General features: G+C 57.4%; 13 protein-coding genes. 7 read left to right on the top strand and 6 right to left on the bottom strand.

The annotated features are described in order from the left end of the window. The first annotated feature begins 549 nt into the window (after positions 1-549). From KGFNPO_RS14320 to KGFNPO_RS14310, 3 genes are all read left to right on the top strand, one after another. The gene (locus tag KGFNPO_RS14320) at positions 550-2,274 is read left to right on the top strand and encodes a multicopper oxidase family protein (RefSeq protein WP_472631907.1); all 1,725 of its coding nucleotides are present in this window, start codon (positions 550-552) and stop codon (positions 2,272-2,274) included. A gap of 64 nt (positions 2,275-2,338) precedes the next feature. Beyond that, complete coding sequence (locus tag KGFNPO_RS14315; protein WP_472631906.1) at positions 2,339-2,956, top strand: SCO family protein; 618 nt, start codon at positions 2,339-2,341, stop codon at positions 2,954-2,956. A 563-nt stretch (positions 2,957-3,519) separates the two neighbouring features. Continuing rightward, positions 3,520-4,701 (top strand): DoxX family membrane protein, encoded by a 1,182-nt coding sequence (locus KGFNPO_RS14310; protein ID WP_472631905.1) that lies wholly within the window; start codon positions 3,520-3,522, stop codon positions 4,699-4,701. Positions 4,702-5,303: 602 nt separating this feature from the next. Here KGFNPO_RS14310 and KGFNPO_RS14305 read toward each other — a convergent pair. From KGFNPO_RS14305 to KGFNPO_RS14295, 3 genes are all read right to left on the bottom strand, one after another. Continuing rightward, positions 5,304-11,558: a peroxidase family protein gene (locus tag KGFNPO_RS14305; RefSeq protein WP_472631904.1), complete on the bottom strand. Its 6,255-nt coding sequence runs from the start codon at positions 11,556-11,558 to the stop codon at positions 5,304-5,306. 82 nt (positions 11,559-11,640) lie between these two features. Then, the gene (locus KGFNPO_RS14300; protein WP_472631903.1) at positions 11,641-11,775 is read right to left on the bottom strand and encodes a hypothetical protein; all 135 of its coding nucleotides are present in this window, start codon (positions 11,773-11,775) and stop codon (positions 11,641-11,643) included. A 170-nt stretch (positions 11,776-11,945) separates the two neighbouring features. After that, positions 11,946-12,212, bottom strand: coding sequence for a hypothetical protein (locus KGFNPO_RS14295; protein ID WP_472631902.1), 267 nt, complete (start codon positions 12,210-12,212; stop codon positions 11,946-11,948). Between the two features lie 435 nt (positions 12,213-12,647). On the opposite strand from KGFNPO_RS14295, the gene KGFNPO_RS14290 reads away from it, so the two are divergent. After that, the gene (locus KGFNPO_RS14290; protein ID WP_472631901.1) at positions 12,648-14,378 is read left to right on the top strand and encodes a multicopper oxidase family protein; all 1,731 of its coding nucleotides are present in this window, start codon (positions 12,648-12,650) and stop codon (positions 14,376-14,378) included. Positions 14,379-14,996: 618 nt separating this feature from the next. Here the strand turns inward: KGFNPO_RS14290 and KGFNPO_RS14285 are convergent. Continuing rightward, positions 14,997-15,608, bottom strand: a complete 612-nt coding sequence (locus tag KGFNPO_RS14285; RefSeq protein ID WP_472631900.1) for a hypothetical protein — start codon at positions 15,606-15,608, stop codon at positions 14,997-14,999. 940 nt (positions 15,609-16,548) lie between these two features. Between KGFNPO_RS14285 and KGFNPO_RS14280 the strand changes: the two genes are divergently transcribed. The 3 genes from KGFNPO_RS14280 to KGFNPO_RS14270 are packed head-to-tail and all read left to right on the top strand — an operon-like array spanning position 16,549 to position 21,122. Continuing rightward, positions 16,549-18,384, top strand: coding sequence for a type I secretion system permease/ATPase (locus tag KGFNPO_RS14280; RefSeq protein WP_472631899.1), 1,836 nt, complete (start codon positions 16,549-16,551; stop codon positions 18,382-18,384). After that, entirely contained in the window at positions 18,381-19,844 is a 1,464-nt protein-coding gene (locus KGFNPO_RS14275; protein ID WP_472631898.1) for an HlyD family type I secretion periplasmic adaptor subunit, read from the top strand. The genes KGFNPO_RS14280 and KGFNPO_RS14275 overlap by 4 nt, the downstream gene beginning before the upstream one ends. Positions 19,845-19,847: 3 nt before the next feature. Beyond that, positions 19,848-21,122, top strand: a complete 1,275-nt coding sequence (locus tag KGFNPO_RS14270) for a TolC family protein (protein WP_472631897.1) — start codon at positions 19,848-19,850, stop codon at positions 21,120-21,122. 668 nt (positions 21,123-21,790) lie between these two features. Here KGFNPO_RS14270 and bfr read toward each other — a convergent pair. Together bfr and KGFNPO_RS14260 are read right to left on the bottom strand one after the other, a co-directional pair. Then, entirely contained in the window at positions 21,791-22,267 is a 477-nt protein-coding gene (gene bfr, locus KGFNPO_RS14265; protein WP_472631896.1) for a bacterioferritin, read from the bottom strand. 218 nt (positions 22,268-22,485) lie between these two features. Beyond that, positions 22,486-24,615: a TonB-dependent receptor gene (locus KGFNPO_RS14260; RefSeq protein ID WP_472631895.1), complete on the bottom strand. Its 2,130-nt coding sequence runs from the start codon at positions 24,613-24,615 to the stop codon at positions 22,486-22,488. Positions 24,616-24,634: the final 19 nt, after the last annotated feature.

The raw sequence follows: 24,634 nt of genomic DNA, 5'->3' as shown, positions 1-24,634 counted from the left end.
GGTTCTGCGTTCACCCTGATCCGCCGGCGTAGGAGAGTTCCCGCGCAGACGCAGCGGCACAACCCGATGCTTGATAAATCGCAACCGACTGTAATTTGTGCTGGCCGGATGTGCGATTTATCAAACCTAAGTCGGTCCTGAAACGTACACTAGATGACAGAAAAGCAATTTAATTTTATCTTTGATCAAACCATGCAGCCGCAGAAATAGAATCATAAAATCGGCGCGTCAAAAGGTTTGAGCGTGTATGAGAAGGGGAGCCGCATCATGTTCAAGTCCAGTCGCGGGCCGGGCGTAAAGCTCGGCACACAGCCGCTTTGCCTGTGCATATCGCACATTCTGCACATTTCAATACCCGTTTCCCCAATACCCTTTTCCCGACGACGCCAGTGCCATCCAGGGCGGCGTTGCCGGAGCGGCTCCTGAATCACAGTCCGCGTCAGGGCGCAGGAGCGATGGCGTCAGTAATGCAAAATTAAGCAGTGAAGAGAGTTTTATGCAGCGCGAGCATTAAACAACCAAGCAGGCAAAATTCAAGGGGCAGAAATCATGGCAAGCGAAGATGGCGTAGGCAAAAAAATGGCACGTAGAGAGATGCTGATCGCGGGCGCAGCAGCGACCGCCGGCGTGGTAATCGCAGCGAAGGTCGGCAACGCGTATTCGCAAGTCGTGGTCCCTCCGGCCGCCCCGCTGCCACCGCCGAGTCCGTATACCACGCCCTTTGTCGAACTGCTTCCGGTATATACCCCGAAGCGCCCGGTCTCAGGACTTTCCCCGAGCCCAACGGCGGTTCCGACCAGCGGAGAATGCGGCAGGCCGAACCATCAGCGCTGGAGCGACTTCGCGCCAACAAAATTCTACGAGCTGCACGTGAAACCGGCGCAGCATCAATTCCATCGCGAGCTGCCGACCCAATCGATCTGGGGCTACGATGGCATGCTTCCAGGACCGACCTTCGAAGCCCGCTACGGCGAACCGATCACCGTGCGCATCTACAACGACCTGCCATCCAATCACGTCGGCTTCGGTACACCGGAAATATCAACGCATCTGCATAATTTGCATTGCGGCTCCGAGAGCGACGGCTTCACCGGCGACTACTATAGCGAAACCAAGTACGGCCCGACGATGACCGCGCCCGGCAAATACAAGGACCATCTTTATTCGAACTGCCGGGCCGGTTACGATCAAAATCACGGCACCAATGGCGATCCGCGCGAATCGCTGGGCACGCTCTGGTACCACGACCATCGCATCGACTTTACCGCGCAAAATGTCTACAAGGGACTGACCGGTTTTTACCTGATCTTCGATGAAATCGACTCGGGCAATGAAAATGACACTAATCCGAGCGCACTGCGCTTGCCGAGCGGGATCGGCAAGTACGACATACCGCTGGTATTCCAGGACAAGCAGTTCGATTCCGGCGGCTACCTGGCGTTCGACCAGTTCAATACGGATGGCATCCTGGGCGACAAGTTCTGCGTCAACGGCAAGATACAGCCGTACTTTCCAGTCGAGCGCCGTAAATACCGTTTTCGTCTGCTTGATGGCGGCCCGTCCCGGTTCTACGAGTTCTATTTGACCTACAAGGGCGCGGACCAGATGTTTACTTACATTGCCAACGATGGCAATTTGCTGCCGGCGCCGCTGCTGATGTCGAAAGTCCGGCTGGGCGTGGCCGAGCGCGCCGACATCGTGATCGATTTCTCAAAGTACCCGCCTGGCAGCACGCTATACCTTGTCAACAAGCTGGAGCAAGTGAACGGCCGCGGCCCCACCGGCAAGATACTCAATCCCGGCACGCAAATCCTGCGCTTCGACGTCGGTGAACAGGCTACGACCGACAACAGCCGGGTTCCCTACAAACTGCGCGAACTGCCTCCGATTGATTTGAAGGAAGTAGTGACGACCCGCGTATGGCAGTTCGATAGAGAAAATGGCGGCTGGACCGTCAACGGCAAACTGTTCGACGTCACCAAGCCCGCTGCGAGCCCGAAGCGCGGCACCGCGGAAATCTGGGTATTAAGGGTAAAAGGCGATTGGACGCACCCGGTGCATATTCATTTTGAAGAAGGCCGCATCCTGACCCGCAACGGCGTCGCGCCGCCGCCGCATGAACGCGGGCGCAAGGACGTCTATTCCGTCGGTAACAATGAAGAACTGCGTATTTTCCTGCGCTTCCGCGATTACCTGGGCAAATACATGATGCATTGCCACAACCTGATCCACGAAGACCACGCGATGATGATCCGCTGGGACATCGTGCCGTGAAAGCAAGGTTATCGCCCGCGCCATGCAATCGGCGCCCGATCATTCATTAGGGAAGAAATCCATCATGAACAACACACTAGATAACAAGCTAAACAACAAGCGCATGTTTCTGAGGGCCGCCGGCAGTTTGGCCGCGCTGCCCGCGCTGTCTTTTGCCGGAGGACGGGCGCTGGCAGCGGCGCCAGCCGCCCGCAACGCCGCTTATTTTTCAAACGCGATTCTGCAAACCCATGACGGCAAGAGCGTGCGCTTCTATGACGACCTGCTGAAAGGCAAGTTCGTAGTCATCAATATGATGTACACCAGTTGCAGCGGGATTTGTCCCGCCAATACCGCCAACATGAAAAGCGTGCAGCAGGCGCTGGGCGGGCGGGTTGGCAAAGACATCTTCATGTACTCGCTGTCGTTGCGGCCGCAGTTGGATACGCCGGAGGCGTTGCGCGCCTATGTCAAACAATATGACATCCAGCCTGGCTGGACCTTCCTCACCGGCAAGCCGGCGGAGATGGAAAACATCCGCAGGAAGCTCGGTTTTTACGACAGCGATCCGACCGCCGACGCCGACATTTCGCGGCATACGGGGATGGTCCGGATCGGCAAGGTGGCGGCCGACCGCTGGTGCATGGTGCCGGCGCTCAGTTCGACCGGGCAGATCGTCAGCACCATCCTGGGCGCGGCCTGACGTTTTGGAGCGGCCAATTAAAAGGCGAAAGACATTTGACATGTCTTTCGCCTTTTTTATACTGCTAATTGTATATTTAAGTGCCGCTTTAGATGTATGCGGGAAACACCGTGTTTTTTAACATACTCCAGCATTTCCCGCTAACTCATTAACTATTCAGCCCGCTATGGGATATCTTTAAAAATTGAAAGTTCATAATTTTCTCCCTTCGACAGGCGCATGATTAACTTACCTGTGGCCATCAGGAATCTATGCGGAGCATCACGGTTCCAACCATTCTCTCGTAGGGGCGGGTTCCAAACCCGCCCTTTTGCCGTCAAAGTACAAGGGCGGGTTTGGAACCCGCCCCTACGAACGCTCCGGCTCTCGCCATCTGGCAGGGGACAAGGATCGTTCATAGCGGGCTGAATAATTACCTGACTTGATAATCGGGATGCGTCGCCATTTTTATGGCTCACAGCAAGCTGTGATATGCATCAACAGACTGCGTTACCCAGCGCGCATAGTTAATAAAAAATTAATAATAAATTTCTTATCTAACTTTTGCTCAGGGGGAGTCCAAAATGTTGATGCGATCGCTTGTATTCGTTTTTGCAGCCATGACGCCACTTATCGCAGACGCGCATGTCAAGTGGTTCTCCAAGATGGCCAATTGCGTCAAATCTCCCCTCACGCCGCTCGACAGCATAGTTTCCGCGACTTTCATCGGCCTGGGTTTCGCTGCGCTCGCCGCGATGCTGGTCGTTAGCCTGATCGACTGGAAGATCTCGCATGCCAACGGCGTCGCCGCCCGTCATACGGCGCGCGTTGAGCGTGATGTCAGCGCGTATGTGCCGCACCTTCTGCGTTTCGGCCTGGCTGCATATTTCTTTCTGATCGCAACAGTCTTTCACCATTCGCCCATCATCCTGACGCCGGAACTGAAGACGGCGGCGGCCTGGGTGCCCATCATCCAAATGCTGATTGCCGTCATGGCGCTGTCCCGCCGCACCTGCTGGATTGCCGCGCTCGGTATCGTCTTTCTTTACGCTTATGCGGTCATTAGTTACGGCTGGTTTCATATGCTGGATTACCAGTACTTGATCGGAATCGCCGCTTTTCTGGTCATCGATTCCCGCTATGGAGCAGCAAAAGGCTCGCTCGGGTTAACCATTTTGCGGCTGTCTGTCGGCATCAGTTTCTTATGGGTCGGGGTGGAAAAATGGATGTATCCGGATTGGACGTATGAACTGCTCCAACAAGATTTGCGCGGAATATTGATGGGGTTCAGCCCCAAGTTCGTCGTGATGGGGGCTGGATATGTCGAATTCTGTTTGGCATTCGTGCTGCTGTTCGGCCGGCTGTCGGCGCAAGTCGCCGCAGCGGTCTTGTTGCTATTGATGGTCTCGGCAATCCCGATGGTCGGGCTGATAGACGCGATCGGGCATCTGCCGATTGTCATCGTATTGCTGATTCTGGCGGCAACCCGCAATCGCATTGGCTACTTCCCCCGGCCAGTAAGCCCGTGGCAAGAATCAGGCTCCGTGATCTCTTTCATGGTCAGCGTTCCTGGATTTATCGGGGCTTACTATCTCAGCCATGAACTCGCCTACAGCGGCCTCCATCCTGCAAACTGGAACGCGAGCCTCACCGCAGCGCTGTTAATGGCGCCACTGGGGTACAGAATCCTGATGACGGCACGAGAAATATTCCGGCATGCGAATTTGCCTGAATGCTTCACAAACAGTCCAGTTGCAAGAATTTGACGGGGAAGAGCCTGGTCCACAACGCACGAAAAAAATGCAGTGCGCCTTCGTAACTGTTCACCTCGCTACGAATACCCCCTCGCCCGCTTGCGGGAGAGGGTTGGGGAGAGGGTGACTGCAAAGTCGGCGACTTAATTAATTGCTGTACTCTTCGTGGATGCTTTGTCGGGGTAGCCCGACAGCTACTCACTTTTCTTTGCTTCGCCAAAGAAAAGTAAGCAAAAGAAAGGCGACCGCAGACTTGCCCTTCGGGTACCCGTTTGTGTGCTGCAAAAAATGGGAAATGAAGGAACTCGCTACGCTCAAACAGCCTTCATTTCTGATCCATTTTCTGCAGCACACAAACGGCTGCGTCCCAAGCGGCCTAACATCAAAAACAGCGTCACTACAACCGCCAATGACATAAAACTGTCACTTGGATATCAACCTCATAGTAGGCTGAATAGATACGAAAAATTTAATAAAAATGGCAGTACTCCTTATTTTTTCCCAATAAAAAAGGCCGCAAACCCAAACTGGGCGCGGCCTTCTGTCCTTCTGTCTTTCTGTTAAACCGACAACAGCTTCAGTTGCCGGCCAGAGCGCTCTGGCCGGCTTGCTTGTTACGCCGCGAGCAGGAAGTCGGTCACGGTAATGGTGGTGGCATCGTCGATCCCGAGCAGCAGGATCGAGTCGCCTCCGATCTGCACCAGGGTGTCGAGACCGACATCGCTGATGACGACCTGTGCGCCGAAATTGCCGGCATTGATCCCGAGCGCGGAAATGTCGAGCTTGTCCTGCCCGCCGCCCGCCGGATTGGCATCGAATCCCTGGATGGAATCGTTGCCAAACAGCGCCGCGAACCCGAAGGTGTCATTGCCGGTGCCGCCATCCATGGAGTCGTTGCCCTCGCCGCCGATCAGCCGATCGGCATTGTCGCCTCCGAACAGGGAATCCGCTGCGTTGCCGCCGGTCAGCAGGTTGGCGCCCGCGTTGCCGGTTCCGGTAAAGCCGCCGGTTCCGGTGAACGTCAAGTTCTCGACATTCAAGCCCAGCGTGTAACTCGACATTGTGGTTTGCACGGTGTCGGTGCCGCCACCCAAAAGCTCGCTGATGGTGTCGCCCGCGTTGTCGACGAAATACAGATCGTCGCCTGCGCCGCCTGCCATGGTGTCGGCACCTGTTCCGCCGTAAAGGATGTCGTTGCCGCCGCCGCCGCTGAGGTTGTCGTTGCCTGCGCCGCCATTGAGAGTATTCGCCAGCGTGTTGCCAATGCCGGTGAAGTTCGCGCTGCCGGTGTAGGTGAGGTTCTCAAGATTGGAGCCCAGTGTATAGCTTGACAACGTGGTCTCCACCGTGTCGTTGCCCCTGCCTCCGAGTTCGGTGACCCGGTCGTTGCTGTTGTCGACGATATAGGTATCGTCGCCAGCACCGCCGGCCATGGTGTCGGCGCCTGCGCCGCCATCAAGGATGTCGTTGCCGGCGCTGCCATTGAGGATGTCGTTGCCGGTGCCGCCATGGAAAACATCGGTCGGGGCCGTGACCGTCAGGTTGATCACGTCCTGAGGACGCAGCGTTCCGATAACGGTGTCGTTGCCGCCGTCGGTATTGAAGACAATGCGATGCTCCGACGTGAGAGCAGAGATGTCGACGGTATCGGTGCTTTGGCTGCCATTGACCGTGATGGTGTTGAAGTTGAGACTGGTGCCGGTGAAGTCGCCGCTCACCACGATGGTGTCGCCGCCACTCGCGCCACCGCCCGCGCCGCCCGGGGTCGTCACGCCCAGGGTGTTGACGATGATTTCCTCGATGTTGTCGAGTTCCGCGATCACCGCGCCGTTACGGGCGACCACGATCTCGGTGTTGGCGCTGAGCGCAAGACCCGCGATCGCCAACAGCGCATTAGCCCGGGAATAGATCGTGAAGGTTTCGGTGGTTCCATCTCCATTGAGCTGATAGGTGTCGATACCCGCCCCGCCATTGACGATGTCACGCCCGCCGCTGACGCCGGTCTGGGTGATCGTATCGATGCCGTCACCGCCGTGGACGATGTCGTTTCCAGCCCCGCCATTGAGCGTGTCGTTGCCGGCAAAGCCGAAGACGGCCTGTGAGCCCGCGGCCCCGGCAGCCCCATTCAGATTGGTATTGGCTGCCGTGGTGCCCGCGACCACCGCGTAGTTGACGCCGTTGAAGCGCAGCGTTTCGACGGTGCTGATGGTGTCGGTGCCTTCGGCGCCCACATCAGCGGTGACGAGGATGTTGGTGCCGCTGCTCTCGAAGCTGTAGTTGCCGACTGCGGTGGCGAAGACTGCGACATCGTTGCCTGCGCCGCCCTCCAGCGTGTCGTTGCCGGCGCCGCCGTTCAGCGTGTCGGCGCCGCCATTCCCCCGCAGGATGTCGTTGCCGGCATTGCCATTCAGAGTGTCATTGCCGCCGATGATGATCGGACTGACGCCGTCGGCAATATCGTCGCCCGCAGTGCCGTTGAAGGTGTTGTTGGCGAAGGGGATGCCATCCCAATCCACGCCCACCGGACCGGTGGCTGCGGAAGTGATGGTTTCGGGATTGCCGCCTCCGTCTGTGAAGCTCACGACCGCCCGCAGCTGGAGGCCGGCCTGGTCGCCGAAGGAGGTCAGAGGATTGTCATCCGGCGTGAAGGACGCTGCAGTCGCGCCGGCGATGTTGGCCCAGGTCGTGCCGTTGGCCGAAGCCTGCCACTGGTAGGAAAATGCCCCCAGTCCGTTCAAATCCGCAATCGTGGTGGTGTTGAGCGTGAGCGCTTGCCCTTCAGTCGGGGTCGCATCGCTGATCACTGCCGCCCCGGTCGCCGCACGGTTCACAATCAGCAGAGTTTGATCAGCGAACTTCAGAAACTCAATGTTGCGGATGGTATCGATCCCATCATCAATCAAAACCCCACCAGCCACCACCACCGGCGTATGGGTGACCGTCATCGATCCGTCCGTGTTGTGCACCAGCGTGTATTCGGCCCGATTGCCGCTGTATACCGCGGTGTCCACATCGGTAGCAGCGGTTGTGGAGTACAGGATTTCGCGCACGATCTCCAGCTGGCCGGGATTGATTTCACGGGTCAGCATCTTGGCCTGGATTTCGGTCATGCTGTCGACGCTGAACAATTCATGAGTGTGATCCAGGCGGGCGCGCACGCTGATTCGCACGTTCAGCCAGGCGTCGCCATCGATGATGTCGTTACCGCCTCTGCCGGTAATGGTGTCGCTGCCGCCACCGCCCAACAGGATGTTGGCGCCCAGATGGGTGTCCAGGACGACCGCGTTCGGGTCGGCCAGGTGCGTTCCGCCGATTACAGCCTGCAGCCCGGCGATGCGGTCAACGCCTGACTGCAACAGTGCGCTGTCGAAGATTGTGCCGCCGACGACCTCTGCGCCGTTAGCGCCTACCGCACCGAGAGGAACGTTGCTTCCGTACAGCACATCATCGAATTTCCATCCCGACAAACCTTCGACCGAGTCGAACCGGTCGCGCAGTGTCAGGTCTTGCTGGGTCGCAAATGGCGGAGTAGTTATGCCGTTAGCCAATACACCGAGGGCTAAATCGGAATTCGCGCCATTCGGGTCCGACTTGTGGATGCCCCAATCGAAACCCAGCATGCCGTTGTTGCGCTGAATGCCCGGGCCTTCGAACATGATGTCGTCGCCGGACTCGCCGTCGTAATCGGTATCGTTGCCCTGGCCGTTGAGCACGTCGTGGCCGATGATCGGGGAATTAAAGAACAGGTCTGAGTTTTCGCCAGAAAGACTGTCGAAGCCGTCGCCGCCTTCGATCCAGTCATCGCCCTCATTGCCCATCAGTGCGTCTGCCCCGATGCCGCCGCGGATGAAGTCGTTGTCCCTGCCGGCAAATACTTCCGCTGCATCCTGACCGATGGAGATGAAATCCTGGCCGCCGCCGCCGAAGACTATGTTGGCGCCCGCACCGGTGGTAATGACGTCGTTGCCTTCGTCGCCGCGCAGAAAATTGTCGCCGAAAGGATCTTGAATAATATCGTCGCCGTCGCCACCGAAAACCTGGTCGGATTCGGTCCCGGCATTCAGGTAGTCATCGCCGCCGTCACCCCAGAGCGTGTCGATACCGCGGTCACCGATCAGCGTGTCGTTGCCGGCGGTGCCGCCGAGCGTTACATGCTCGCCGCCGGCGAAACGCAGATAGCCGCCATCGGCGTGGCCATCGCCATTTACGTCCGCACCGGGATTTACGCGCGTCACTTTCGGATCGATCGCCTGCAGAATCGCGCTGTTCTGGGTTGGATCGGAGCCGATCTGCACCGACTGGTTGAGCTCCAGGATAAGGTCGGGCGTATCGAACAGCGTGCCGCTAAGATGCGACGAGCCCACATTACCCAGATCGGTGTTGCGCATCACCAGCGCGGCGAAGGTGTTTGGCTCAAGCTCGTTGAGCATGTTCGTGCCTTGCAGGCGGCTCAGATAATACAGACGGTCGCCGTTCTGCAGATTCTCCATCTGCGTCTCGAAGACGAAGTTGAAGGTGGAGCCCAGCATGCCGCCGAACTCAGTCTTCTTCTCGGCCAGACCGCCGATCCAGAGGTCGACCAGGTTCAGGCCGGTCTCGTGCGTGCTCCAGGTGCCGGTATGGTTGAGGAAGTCGAGCCGATCCCCGGGTGCGCCGGTACCGCCCAGCACCAGCATTTCCGCTGCGTGGCGTTTGCCCGCGACGGTGACTTCGGCCGTGATGGTGTCGTGGGTGCCATAGGCGGCAATGAAGTTGACGATCGAAAGCGGATTCTTCAGATTCTGCGCATAAGCCAGCCAATTGTCGTAGGGCTTCAGGTCAATATTGTTTGTTTGATCGTAGAATTCTGCCCGCACCACATTAAAGGCCGGGATTCCAGCTTCGCGGCCGCGTGCGAGGTTGAGTGCAGCAAGGTCGAGCGGCAGACCCACCAAACGATTGCGCAGGTCGTCGACCACAAATTCATCAATTTCGTTGCCGGCCTGCCTGGTCATGCCGCGGATAATTGCGCCCGCCGCCGCCTCGACTGTCAAGCCGCTGGCCGTGAACGCCTGCGGATTAAGGAACGCATCGAAGAGGGAGATATCGTTCGACGTCATATTGATGTCGAGACGGGATACCGTGTCGGTCAGCATCGAATGCCCGAAACGGTAGACCGTATGGGCAAACTCGGCGACGATCGCCGGATTGATATCGGGGGTGTTGGTAAAAACGAACGGATTAACGGCGGGCTGGACCTTGCGTGCGAATTCTTCAAATACCAGATGCTGGTACTCCATCTCGGTGACGAGCTTGGCGGCCTGGAACAGGCGCTCGCCGTCCCAATTGAGAGCAGCACCGGACGCCGGCGGAGCCGTCACATCGGTCAGCAGCCACTCATTGAGAAAGGCCAGATCGGCTGGATTGCCCGAGGCAGCGGCAGCCAGAATCGTTGCCTTGTTGGCGTCGACCAGGCGGTTGTGTTCGGAGTGGAAGATGGTGTGAACGGTGGTCAGGCCGATGTTTTCGTTGCCGCGGCCATCGCCGGTGATGAAGTGCGCGTTCAGCATCTCGTCGTCGTAAGTCAGGGGATTGTTGTCATCTGCGGTCAGGTCGGCTGCGTTGATGATCCCATCGCCGTTCACATCACCGCTGTCCGTATCCGGCGTTAATGCAATCGCAGGCGTTGCTGGATTGTGGTCTTGGTCGATGAACCCCGGTACCGCGTGATGGGCAATGTCGTTAAGAAACGCATGGCCGGTGTGGAAAGCGTTGGCCGGAATGACCAGGCCGGCAGCAGTGCCTTCGACAAATCCGGTGGCAGTGGCTACCTGTGCGAAGCCGTGCGCGCCGGGAATGAACCTGCCGTATGCATCTGTGCGCAACAATGGCACGTCAAGGACATCGGCATCCGTCAGGATGATGCCGAGCATATTGAGCGCCTGGGCTTTGGTTTCGGCCCAGTTGGCGATGCCGCCATGGGCGCCATTGAGCAAACTGCCGGTCGACACCGCGTGTGAATCCAGAATGCCATCGCCGTTCGAGTCGACCGAAAACTTGTATTCCCGCAGAAATACCTGGTGCGAGGCAGCCGAAGTGTAAGTCTGGTTCTGATCGACCCACGGCGTTGTTGTATTGACGGTCTCGGTGAGCAGGCCTGTCGCCGGGTCGGCGAAGGGAGTGCTGCGCGACAGAGCCATGAAGTTGGGGCCGCCCACCACATACAGCGGATCGTCAGGTTGCAGCGGGATATACACCGTGCCGTTGCCGCCTTTAGTGATCAGGTCGAGGCCGTGGTCGAAGAATTGCCCGAAGAAAGTCATCCAGCCATTGAATTGCGGCGACAGACCGATATCCGGTGACTGGTTGGCAATGATCGAAAGTTCCACGTTGGTCGGTATATAGGTGAGCGGGTCCGGCGACGCGCCACCGTGGGCATCCTGGTAGGCGGCGATTGCCAACGGGTTCGCATACCAGGCTGCAATGGCCGCCGGGTTGGTTCTGGTTTGATCGACGATCAGGTTGCTGATGGTGCGCGGGTCGGCATCGGCAACGCTGCCTGGTGCGCCGTAGTTGTTGTTGGTAATCGTGGGCGCGCCTGATCCCGGAGGGCCCAGAGGCATCGTGTCGCCGTCGGCGTCATTCAGAAAACTGGCGGGAACCATGCGCGGCAGGATTTGATCGGCGGCGCCGATCAGCGCGCCGCCAGGCAGCAGATTGTTGTTGCTGCCATCGACATGGCGCAAGCCCATCGGCAGGATTGCGGCGTTCGGGCCGATAATCTGTTGCAGCGTTTCGCCCGCCACTTCTCGCTCTGCAACAACGATTTGCTTGAGGATGAATGCGAGATCAGCCTGGTTGACGGTGAAATTGTATTGTGGGGTGGTCATGATGATTGCTCCAGAGTGTTGATTAAAAGTTGCGACATCGCCTGATGTCGCATGTATTCATTGGGCTTGCGTCCGATCAGAATCATTTCTTGCCGCGCTCTCGCTGGTTAGGCTGATGCGGCGCTGGCGTGCGGATCGGCATGATCGCTGCGCGTGATCCTGGAAATTGACATTGAAATAGGATGGATTCGACATCCTGTCGATTGAATAAAGCCATTGCTTTTCCCCTAATGAATACTGCTGATTTGATTGCGTTTTATGGGTGATGGACGGCTTTCCTCGCCTCGGCGTGCGCCCGTGCCGCATTGCTGCTTCGGAAAAACTTTCCGGCAATCAGTTGCAAAAAATGCAACCTTAAAATTAAGATAGCCTTTAAGCAAAAATATTTTATTGACAAATAGCAAACAGTTGAGTTGCGGAATAAAATTTCTGCCGCTTGTTTGTGCGGTATCTGATGGCAGCCATGGCAGGCTTCGGAAAAGCATAAATAGTGCCACCAGTGTTTTTAAATACACTTGTAAACAGTGCGTAATTGGCATTGTTTTTTGCCATACCCCATGTTTTATCGTTATTTTGGTAACGATTCAGCCAGTTAGGTGAAGACTGTTTGATCCCCTCGCCCGGCATGGCTTTTCCTGGTGCCCGAATCGCCATGCGATTCGCTTGCGGGAGAGGGTTAGGGAGAGGGTCTCAGCAAATATTCCGGCCTGATCATGTGGTAATGCAATCAAGGTTGAGTCTTGTTTTGGCCACCTTTGTTCTTGCAATCACCCTCTCCCCAACCCTCTCCCGCAAGCGGGCGAGGGGGTATTCGTAACGAGTGAACAGTTACTTATTTTGACAAATAATCACCGTTTAACATGCGTCAACCTGGCGCCCTATTTATCACGCCTCAGATTGAAATATTGATAACTATCAATCGATTTTTAAAGCGCCCCAGTAGCATCAAGTTACAAAATTAGCAATTAAAGTCGGGGAGCAAAATGCATGGCAAAGGGCGCTGCTGAAGGCGGCGGTTATGGGTGTGTCGGTGTGTCGGGAGCGTTGTTTCAGGCGGCTGTGCGGCCGAAACAAAAAAAGGGGAATCCTGTGTCTGAAACAAAAAATGCGGTACAACAAGCCGGCCGCCGGCGTTTGCTGAGAGCCGCAGCGGCCAGCGCCGGCGCAGGTCTGATCGGCGGCAGCCTGAGCGATGCGGCCGCCAAGAACGGCGACCGCAACGACGCCCGCGCGCCGTACACCACGCCGTTCGTGGTGGCGCTGCCGGTGTATCGGCCGAAAGAGCCGGTGGATCATCTCAGTCCATCGCCGGCCAGGGACGCGAACCTGAATCAGGGCGAATGCGGCCGGGATGCGCATCAGCACTGGGCCGATTTCGTGCCGCAGAAGTATTACCAATTGCGCGTCAAGGAAGCCAGTCATTCGTTCCACCCTGAACTGCCGACCCAAAAGATCTGGGGCTACGACGGCATGCTGCCCGGCCCGACCTTCCAGGCCCGCTATGGCGAGCCGGTCATCGTGCGCATCTACAACGAGTTGCCGCGCAATTCCGTCGGCTTCGGTTCGCCGGAGATCACCACCCATCTGCACAACCTGCACGTCGGTTCGGAAAGCGACGGCTTCACCGGCGACTACTATAGCGAAACCAAGTACGGCCCGACGATGACCGCGTCCGGCAAATACAAGGACCACCTGTATTCGAATTGCTATGCCGGCTACGACGACCCGCGGTACCACGCCACCAACGGCGACCCGCGCGAGGCGGTGGGCACGCTGTGGTACCACGACCACCGGATCGATTTCACCGGCCCCAACGTCTACCGGGGACTGGCCGGCTTTTACCTGCTGTTCGACGAGATCGATTCGGGCAATGAGAAGGATTTCAACAATCCGAAGGCGCTGCGCTTGCCGAGCGGGGTCGGCGTGTATGACGTTCCGCTGATATTCCAGGACAGGAAATTCGATTCGGGCGGCTATCTCGCTTTCGACCAGTTCGAGACCGACGGCATCCTGGGCGACAAGTTCTGCGTCAACGGCAAGATCCAGCCCTACTTCAAGGTGGCGCGGCGCAAGTACCGTTTTCGCCTGCTCGACGGCGGGCCCTCGCGCTTTTACGAGTTTTACCTGGTGCACCAAGGCGCCGATCAGACGTTCACTTATATCGCCAACGACGGCAACCTGTTGCCCGCGCCGTTGACGATGTCGAAGGTCAGGCTGGGCCCGGCCGAACGGGCCGACATCGTGATCGATTTCTCGCAATATCCGATCGGCAGCCAGCTGTATATCGTCAACCGGCTGGATCAGACCAGCGGCCGGGGACCGAGCGGCATCATTCTCAACCCCGGCACGCAGCTGCTGCGCTTCGATGTCGAGCGCGACCCGCCGGAACCGGATCAGAGCCGGGTGCCGTACAAGCTGCGTGAACTGCCGCCGATCGTATTGTCCGAAGTGGTGCGTACCCGCCGCTGGGAATTCGACCGCGAAGCCGGCGGCTGGACCGTCAACAGCAAGCTGTTCGACGTCAGCAAGCCTGCTGCGAGCCCGAAGCGCGGCACCGCTGAAATCTGGGTGATCAAAGGCAAGGGAAGCTGGTCGCATCCGGTGCATATTCATTTCGAGGAGGGCCGCATCCTGACCCGCAACGGCGTCGCGCCGCCGCCGCACGAGGGCGGACGCAAGGATGTCTATGTCGTCGGCCCCGACGAGGAACTGCGCGTGTTCATCCGGTTCAGGGATTACCTCGGCAAGTACCTGATGCATTGCCACAACCTGACTCACGAAGACCACGCGATGATGGTGCGCTTCGATATCGTGCCCTGAAAACAAGGCTATCGTCAGCACCATCCTGGGCGCGGCCTGACGTTTTGGAGCGGCCAACTAAAAGGCGAAAGACATTTCACATGTCTTTCGCCTTTTTTATACTGCTAATTGTATATTTAAGTGCCGCTTTAGATGTATGCGGGAAACACCATGTTTTTTAATATACTCCGGCATTTCCCGCCAGCTTAGTAACTGTTCAGCCTACTATGAGGTTGATATCCAAGTGACAGCTTTATGTCATTGGCGGTTTTATGGACGCTGTTTTTGATGTTAGGCCGCTGGGGACGCAGCCGTTTGTGTGCTGCAGAAAATGGATCAGAAATGAAGGCTGTTTGAGCGAAGCGAGTTCCTTCATTTCCCATTTTTTGCAGCACACAAACGGGTACCCGAAGGGCAAGTCTGCGGTCGCCTTTCTTTTGCTCACTTTTCTTTGGCGAAGCAAAGAAAAGTGAGTAGCTGTCGGGCTACCCCCGACAAAGCATCCACGAAGAGTACAGCGATTAATTAAGTCGTCGACTTTGCAGTCACCCTCTCCCCAACCCTCTCCCGCAAGCGGGCGAGGGGGTATTCGTAGCGAGGTGAACAGTTACGCCCGCTTAATGGAGCCTCAATTGGAACTCAATTTGCGCTTGCATTGCCGGTTGCCATAAACGGTCTGTACTCGTAGTGGTTGACATATTTTGACCATGCTGTCAGCAACAGCATCATGCCGAATCCGCCCGCGATGAGAAACGGATAAGCCGCCAGTATTTCCAGCAGCGAATACTTCCAGTTCAGTGGGCGAGCGATTCCCAGCATCGCGGCATAGAACCACGATACCCCCGATATGACCCCAGTGAAAATTGCAAACAGGCGCTGACTCAATGGCAGATTGAGCAAAGAGCCCGCTTTTTGCAGTGCCGGCATCACGCTGCTGTGGAGGATGAAGCCGTTGAAGGTCAATAGCATCACTACGCCCACTTTGGCCTGCAATTTTGGATTTAAAAAATACGACCATCCTTTGGTCGATGCATCCAGCGAAATAATGGCGATACCGGTAATCCACAGCACGATCAGCGCTAGTGAAACCGTTTTTTGAAGATTGGAAAGATGGTTAGCGTCGTGGTGAGCAGAAGAATCACCTTTGAAGAGTTGCTTGACCATCGCAATGTCACTGGTCAGAACAAGTCCGATAGCCACACAGCAGGCAATAAGATGGGGATATACGATCGCCATGCGCAGTAGTTCCATGGGTATTCCTTAATATTAAAAATGAAAGATGATGAAAGGCATTTTGCTTGACAAAATAATGGCCATAGCTCTGCCACGTGGGGTGCACGAGAGTCAAAAGTCAGGTGATTAAATCGACGACAAGCTAGTGCCGGGTGTTGCAAATACGAATCGAAATAGTGAAGAAAAATAACCTTTAAAAGTTAACGAAATCGCCACCACATCTTCATACCTGTTGCTTGATGTATGTGGGAAACATTACAAATTTAAGCATGAAAATAAGCAAGTAAATAAGCAAGTAAGCATGCGCGCTCAAGGGCAGAGCTACCGGCACAAAATGAGGAAAAGCGTGTGCCGAGTTTTTCTTCGAACAATGAAGCCGAGCTTAGTTCCAATTTATTTTTGGCAACCCCATTCGAGTGCTTTCTCCTGTGATAATTTTGTAAGTCACCGGATGCGTGACGACCGCCAGCGCAAGACTGTGCAGTCTGGTCCAGAGCCATTTTGCCGCGGTGGCGCTATAGGGAAACGCCTGTATGACCGGTCAGTAGCCCGGTTTTCTATCTGCGCAAAATCAAACATTGCTTATTGAATTCCAGAAATGTATTTGATCTGAGCAATATCAATCATTGCTTATTGAGCTCCGGAAATTTATTGCAAACAAAATAACATTTCGTTAAATTGGTAATGCCGCTTCAACCAATACATTACCGGCAATCAATCGCTTCGCAGCACCAAAATAGTAAAAAATAGCGAGCAGCCTGTAACGGTCGATATTTGTAAAGGTTGCCAATCTGGCGGCTGTTTATTGGGGGAATCATCATCACTAAAAGAGTGGCGTGGATGGCCTCGGCCATCACGCCGGCAGACACTTGCGCTAACCATCGCATGACCGGTAACTGGACCTGGACCCGCCGGCTTCCGGGGGCAACTTACCGTTAATTCGGTAGAGGATATTATTGTGAGCAAAAAATCGATGTCTGTGGCGGATGCCGCGTTTTCAGATACGTCAGGGCAGGGCAACAAACTGCCTGATGTGATGAAACAATGCCGGCACGCGTTCGTGTTTGTTTTTATCCTGACGGCAGCGGTGGAACTGCTTTCGGTGATTCCGATTCTCTACACGCTGAACCTGTATGACCGGGTGCTGACCAGCCGCAGCGAAGTCACGCTGGTGTCGTTGTCGGCGCTGGTTTTCGGCGTGTATCTATTTTGGTCGGGACTCGAATGGGTCCGGGGCCGGATGATGGTCAGGATATCGCTGCGCATCGATTGGGATCTGGCTGCGGAGGTGTTCGACATGTCGTTTCGCCGCTTCGTCGGCCGCAAGAAAATCAATGTGCATCAGGTGTTGGGCGACCTGGTGCAACTGCGCCAGTTCCTGACCGGCAGTCCGCTGCTGGCGCTGATGAGCGCGCCGTTTGCCATCGTGTTCATCGTCATCAGCGCGTTTTTCCATCCGTATCTGGCGATCTTCGCGCTGGTATCGTCAGTCGTGCTGCTCGCCGTCACCTATCTGACCCAGAAAATTTCGACGCCGCTGCTGGGCGAGGCCAACAACGCCTCGGCGGAGGCTAACCGGCTAGCCGCCCAGAGCCTGCGGCAAGCCGAAACGGCGCTGGCGCTCGGCATGCAGCGCAGCCTGCGCATGCGCTGGCACCAGCGGCATCTGGGCTTCGTCGGGCTGCAGGTTTCCGCCAGCGAATCGGCGGGATCGATTGGCGGAATCTCGAACTTCCTGATCAAGGCGCTGCCTTCGATGCAGATGGGGCTCGGCATCTATCTGGCGATTGAAGGCCTGATCACCGGCGGCATGGTGATGGCGGCTACCTTCCTGATTGCCAAATCGATCGCGCCGATCCAGAAGGTGCTAGCCAGCTGGAAGGATATTTCGAATGCCCGGCAGGCTTACGAGAGGCTCAATAGCCTGTTTGCCGAAGACGATGTCCAGGGCGAGCGGATGGAATTGCCAGCGCCGACCGGCAACCTGAGCGTATCCGATCTGGCTGCGCATCCGGCATCGTCTGCGCGCCCGGTGCTCAGTGGAATCAATTTCAGCCTCGCGCCTGGCCAAGTGCTGGCGGTGGTCGGGCCCAGCGCGGCCGGCAAGTCTTCGCTGGTAAAAAGCCTGGTCGGCGTCTGGCGCCCGAGCAATGGCTCGGTCAGGCTTGACGGCGCGGAAATGTCGGATTGGGTGCAGCACAATCTCGGGCGCTACATCGGCTACGTACCGCAGGAAATCGAGTTTTTCGAAGGCACGATTGCGGAAAACATCGCCCGCCTGGGCGAGGTCGATTCGGAACAAGTCGTCAAGGCCGCAACCATGGCGGGGATGCATGAAACCATTCTGGCCTATCCGCAAGGCTACGACACCAAACTGGGGGAAACCGGTTTTGTCCTGACCGGAGGCCAGAAGCAGCGCCTTGCGATTGCCCGCGCACTGTACGGCGATCCCTGCTATGTCGTGATGGATGAGCCGAATGCGAGCCTGGACGAAGTCGGCGAACGCTGCCTGATCCAGACCATCCGCAATCTCAAGGCGGCCGGGGCGACCGTGATATTCACGACGCACCGGCCGGACCTGGTCAGTGCTGCGGATTACCTGCTGGTGTTGACGGCAGGCAAACAGGTCGGCTTCGGTTCCGTCCCCGACATGCTCTCCGCAGCGCGCAAATTGCGCGAAGCGAAATCGCCGCAGGCAGCGCCCCAGCATGGCGCCGGGCAGCAGCCGAATCAGCATCCGAATCAGCAGTCTTCAGCAACAACATTGACACCCATGACAGGAGCGGCGGCATGAAAACCCATTCTCAGCATCAGCATGGATCGGAAGCGCCTAAGGTCGTGTCGCTGCCGGAGGAAAAATCTTCCAGGCTGCTCGGCAAGCTCAATCCCTACGACCCCGACCGGCTGCGCCGCGACGGCATCGAACCGATCAAAATCGAAGAGTCGCGCGTCAAGGGCAAGACGGCGGGCCTGATCATGGTTGCCTTCATCGGGTTCGCGGTATGGGCGGTGTTGGCGCCGATCGATTCGGGCGCCAACGTCAGCGGAACGGTAGTCGTGATGGGGAACCGCAAGGCCGTGCAACATCCTTCCGGCGGCGTGGTCGAGAAAATTTTCGTGCGCGAAGGCGCCACGGTGCGCCAGGGCGATGTGTTGATCAAGCTGAACCGGCTCAGCATCGATGCCGCGCTCAACAGCACCGAACTCGATTACATCAATGTCGTTGCGGCGGAAAGCCGGTTGGTGTCCGAACGGGGCAACCTGCGCAGCATCGCCTGGCTGGCGGAATTCGCAGAGCAGTCGACCGGCCATCCAGTGGGCCAGCAGATGGTGCAGATGGATGCGCGTGTAGACGAAGCCAAGCACCAGCAAACCCGGCTGTTCCTGTCGCGCAAGGAGGAAATCGAGGGCCAGCTCAGAATCCTGCGCGAGCAGATTGCCGGGCTGGCGGCGCAAGCCGCCGAACTGCAAAAAATCATTGTCGCCCGTCGCGAACAGCTTTCGATCATGGCGGTGGAAGTGAAGAACAACAATGATCTGGCCGCCGAAGGCTTCGTGCCGCGCAGCCGGGCCAACGAAGTCGAACGTGCGCGCAGCGACATCCTGGCGAGCATCGCGACTACCGCTTCCGAACTCGGCAAAACCCATTCCAGCATCGCCGCCACCCGGCTGCAGCTGCTCCAGACTGTGGCGATCTACCGGCGCGATCTGGAGACCCAGCTGGCGGAGACGCAGAAGCTGCGCGGCGCGCTGCGCGCCAAGGTCGATTCGCTCAAGTTCGACCTGAGCCTGACCGAACTGCGCGCGCCGGTCACCGGCACGGTGGTGGGATTGAAAGCGAATACCGTGGGCGGCGTGGTGCAGGGCGGGATGGTGTTGATGGAAATCGTCCCCAGCGAAAGTAAGCTGGTGGTCGAAGCGCAGGTGCCGCCGAACCTGATCGATAAGGTCAAGGTGGGACTCGAAGCCGACATGCGTTTCAGCGCATTCAATGTCAATACCACGCCGGTCATTCCCGGCCGGATCAGGATGGTCGGCGCCGACCGTCTGCCGGCAACCAGCAAGGAACAACCGTTCGAATATTATCTGGTGCAGATAGAAACCACGCGCGAAGGCTACAAACTGCTGGGCGATAGCACGGTCCAGGCCGGCATGCCGGTCGACGTCGTGATCAAGACCGGGGAGCGCAGCTTCATGAGTTACCTGTTCAAGCCGCTGTCGGACCGCTTTGCCAAGTCTTTCAAAGAGAGTTGAGCGATGACGATGCGAACCCAAAACAGAATCCGCAAGCCATTGTCATTGTGCATGCTGGCCTTGCTGCTAGCCGCGGCCGGGCTGGCCGATGCGGCCGACGGCGAACTGGTTGAAAACTTCGAACGTGCGAAACGTTACGAGCCGCTGTTCCAGTCGGCGCGGGCGGAACGCGAGGTGAACGTCGTCTCTTCTCAGGTATCGCGCGCTGCGCTGTATCCGGAGTTGCGGCTGAACTCGGCACAGGTGGAAACGGAAAATACGATACGGACCACGGTATCGATCATCCAGCCGCTCATCAGCGCCGACCGCTATGCCACTTTCAAGGAAGGCGAGCCGCGCGCGCTGCTCGCCGACGCCACCTATCAGGTGCGTGAGCAGGAACTGGCGCAACGCTATTTCAAGGCCGTGTCGGAACTGGTGCGGGCCCGCGAAAGCCTGGTACTCAACCAGGCCAAGCTCGACGCGTTCGACCAGCAGGCCCGGTCGGCGAAGCGCACGTTCGAGCTGGGAGCCGGCACCATTACCGATCTGCGCGACGCCCAGGTGCGGCTGGACCAGGCCCGCGCTACCGACGTTACGCTGCGTGCGGGACTGGCCGCGGCCCAGCGTCAGTTCGCGTCGATCACCGGTGCTGTTGCCGGCGTCAATGCTTTCGTGCTGGTGCGCAAAAAGCCCGCCATCTCGCTGCCGCCGCAAAACGATGCGCTGGCCCGCGTGGCGCAGAACAATCCGCAATTGATGGCGGCGCGCCAAAACGAACGGCTGGCCGAACTGGCTGTCACGCGCGCTAAAGGCGCTTTCCTGCCCACGATAAATGCGGTCGCAACCCGATCGCAGGCGGCCGGTTTGTCCAACAATTACATTGGCCTGCAATTGTCCTTAGCTTTGCAAGTCGGCAATTATTACCAGGTCTCGGGCGCGCTGGCGAGCGCCGAACGCCTCAGCGAGCAGACCAGGGATGTCGAACAGCGCACCAGGCTGGATGCCGAGCGGCTGCGGGAACTGGTGGCGGCGGGGCAAGCGGAAATCGCCATCCGGCTGGAAGGCATCGAGTCAGCCGAACTCAGCGTCGAAGCGACCGAAAAAAGTTTTCGCGGCGGCGTGCGCAACAAGCTCGATGTGATCAACAGCATCCAGACGCTATACCAGACCAAGGATGAATATTTGAACGCGGTGCTGACGCTGGCCGAAAACCTGCTGAACCTGCATATCCAGCTTGCCACGCCCATCCCTGAATCGTTCAGCCAGATCGAGTCGATTATGTTCACACCGGCCTGAGTCATCGTGACGCAATAAGCAGCCGGCCGATCCGATCGCGCAGTTAAAAAAATGCGAAAGACGTTCATAATGTCTTTCGCATTTTTTAATACTGTAATCTGTATATTTTAATACTGCATAAGATATATGCGGTAAAGGCAGTGTTTTTTAATATACTCCTGCATTTATTCTGATGTGGTAACTGTTCACCCCGCTATGAACACCCCTCGCCCGCTTGCGGGAGAGGGTTGGGGAGAGGGTGACTGCAAAGTCGACGACTTAATTAATTTCTGTACTCTTCGTGGATGCTTTGTCGGGGTAGCCCGACAGCTACTCACTTTTCTTTGCTTCGCCAAAGAAAAGTAAGCAAAAGAAAGGCGACCGCAGACTTGCCCTTCGGGTACCCGTTTGTGTGCTGCAAAAAATGGGAAATGAAGGAACTCGCTACCCTTGCAGGGCGCATATCCGCTTGCAAGCGGATACCGTTACGCAGGCGCGGGGCAGTGCCCCACGAAACCCCTGCTACACCTCAGACAGCCTTCATTTCTGATCCATTTTCTGCAGCACACAAACGGCTGCGTCCCCAGCGGCCTAACATCAAAAACAGCGCCAATACAACCGCCAATGACATAAAGCAGTCACTTGGATATCAATCGCATAGCGGGCTGAATAATTACCTGACGTGATAATCAGGATGCAGCGCCCATTTGCGATTGCTGGTAGTTTTGCAGGCCGACTTTCTCGATCAGGTCGATCTGCGTTTCGAGCCAGTCGATATGCTCTTCGGTGTCATCCAGGATCAGCAGCAACAGGTCGCGCGAGACGTAATCGGCGGCGGCTTCGGCGCAGGCGATGCCTTCCTTGACGGTTTTTTGCGCGCCGTATTCGAGCGTCAGGTCGCACTTCAGCATCTCGGGCGTGTTCTCGCCGATCATGATCTTGTGCATCAGCTGCACATTCGGCAGGCCGTCCAGCATCAGGATGCGCTCGATCAGCTTGTCGGCGTGCTTCATTTCGCCGATCGACTCTTCATATTCCTTCTTGCCGAGTTTTTCCAGTCCCCAGTGCCGGTACATGCGCGCATGCAGAAAATACTGGTTGATGGCGGTGAGTTCATTGGTAAGTTGCGCATTGAGCAACTTGATGACGTTTTTGTCGCCTTTCATGGGAGCCTTGTAAGTGATGGGTGATGTGAAGGAATCGGCTTGGCTGGCAGCAGGGCTGGCTAATGCCTGGGTGGACTTCGGATAATAACTTAGCCCACCTGTTTTCACACCATGCGTATTTTGTTTGCCGGAATGCTGCAAATTGAAAGCGCATCGACACTGCACTGCGACAGTCTGCTAGACCGATCAGATGCACCGGATGCTGGCTATAGGATTGCCTAGAAGCTGTAGCGCGCAGTGAGCTGCAGCGAGCGCGGCGCGCCAGGCAGGTTCAGGTCTTTGACGGTTCCGTGGCCTGATACGAAGTATTTGCGGTTGAATACGTTCATCAGGTTGAGTTGCAGATCGACGCCCGCCATCCGGTAGTACGCCATCGCGTCGGCAGTCACGTAACTCGGCAAGGTGACGGTATTGCCGGTGTCGGCAAAGCGGTCGCCGACATAGTTGACCCCGGCGCCGGCGCCGAAGCCGTGTCCCAACGCTTTGGTGAGCCACAGATTGGCGCTGTGGGCCGGAGTCAGCGTGGCGCGCTTGCCTTGCAATTGGATGACCTCGCTATTGACCGTCACCTTCGCGATCGACGAAGTGACGCGCGCATCGAGGTAGGAATAGCCGGACCAGATTTGCCAGCCGTGCGACAAGTCGCCGGTGAAGGTCAGCTCCAGGCCGTTGGTGCGCTGCACGCCGACAGGGATTAGCACATTGGTTGCCGGGTCGGACGACTTGATGTTGGTGCGCTCCAGCTGAAACAGCGATGCGGTGGCGGAGGCGCGGCCGCCTAAGAAATCGAGCTTGGCGCCGATTTCCTTATTCGTGGTGAGTTCCGGCGCCAGCTGCGCATTGTTCGCCGCCAGCGCGAAAGTCTCGCCGGAAGGTTGGAACGACTTGCTGTAAGACAGGTAGTAAGACTGATCTTGGGTCGGTTGATAAACCAGGCCGGCACGCGGACTCCAGGCGCGGTCGGTGCGGTCCAGACTGGGCTGGCCGGCGCGCCGCTCTTGCGTCTGTTGATCGAACTTGTCATAGCGCACGCCTGCCAGCGCCTTCCAGTGCTCGGACAGCGTGACCAGATCCTGGGCGTAGGCGCTGGCCACCGTCATGCTGGCGAGGTTGTCGGCGGAAGGCGCTGACGTGGCGCTAAAAGGCAGCAGCGGCGCGACCGGATTGAAGAGTGAAACGGTGGCGACATTGGCTTGATTGCGCACCACCTGATCTTTGTTCTGCTTGCCGATCTCGACTCCATACAGCAATTGATGGCGGATGCCGGCCAGCGTGGTGTTCTGGACCAGTTCGGTCTGGTTGGAATAACCGTCTTCCTGGCGTTTTACATTGCCGCGGGTGAGCGCTGCGGTGAGCGTTGTTTCATTCACCGAACCGACCAACGTGTTGTTGCGGTCGAGCGAATAATCGTAATGGCGGAAGGCATTGCGCACCGACCATGCGCGGTTGAAACGGTGATCCAGCGTGAAGCCGAGTGCGGTGACGTGCGATTCGCTGTAATCGAAATCCTTGGCGTTCGCCGCACCGTAATAGGTGCTGGCAGGAACGTCGACCGGCCGGCCGCGATAGGAAGGAACGCCGAAGTCGGTCACGCGCCGATCGGCCAGGTATTCGCCCTGCAGCAACAGCTTGGTGTCTGCGCCGAACTTGAGCGACAGCGAAGGCGCCAGCGCTTCGCGCTTCAGGAATTGCTGGTCGCGATAACTATCGGCACTTTCCACCGCGCCGGTGACGCGAAACGCGATGCCGTTTTCATTGTAATTGCGCGCCAGGTCGAATTCGCCGCGGCGCTGGGCCCAACTGCCGAACTGAACGCTGGCCTCGTTCTTGTCGATGCCGGGTTTTTTCGAGATCCGGTTGATCAGCCCGCCGGATGAGCCGCGGCCGTACAGTACCGATGCCGGCCCCTTGATGACTTCGATTTGTTCGATATTGGACAGATCGCGGAAATACAGCGCATCGTCGCGCATGCCGTCGATAAACTGATCGGCGATCGCGGAAAAGCCACGAATCGTCACCTGATCGCGCTGACCGTCGCCGTGCGACAGGCCGATGCCGGGCACCGACTTCAACACATCCTGCAGCGAGCGTGCGCCCTGATCGCGCAACACGCTTTGCGGCACCACGTTCACCGTTTGTGGAATATCGCGCAGCGGCGCCTCGATCTTGGTGGCGCTGACCGCCGTCGGCGGATTGTAGCTTTCGCTTTGACGCGTGTCTTGCACTTTGACCTCGGGCAGGCTCGCTTCAGATTGCGCAGGCGCGGCGGTTTGCGCGAATGCCGGGTTGGATAACTGTTGCATTGCTAGTGCGACCAGCAGCGCCAGTTTGGTCTTTTTGATTGCCATGATGCTTCCTGTGGAGTAA

The organism is Gelidimonas diazotrophica (genome assembly GCF_055694025.1).
Note: the sequence above shows the minus strand (reverse complement) of the source record. Positions and strands in the feature narration are given on the sequence as shown.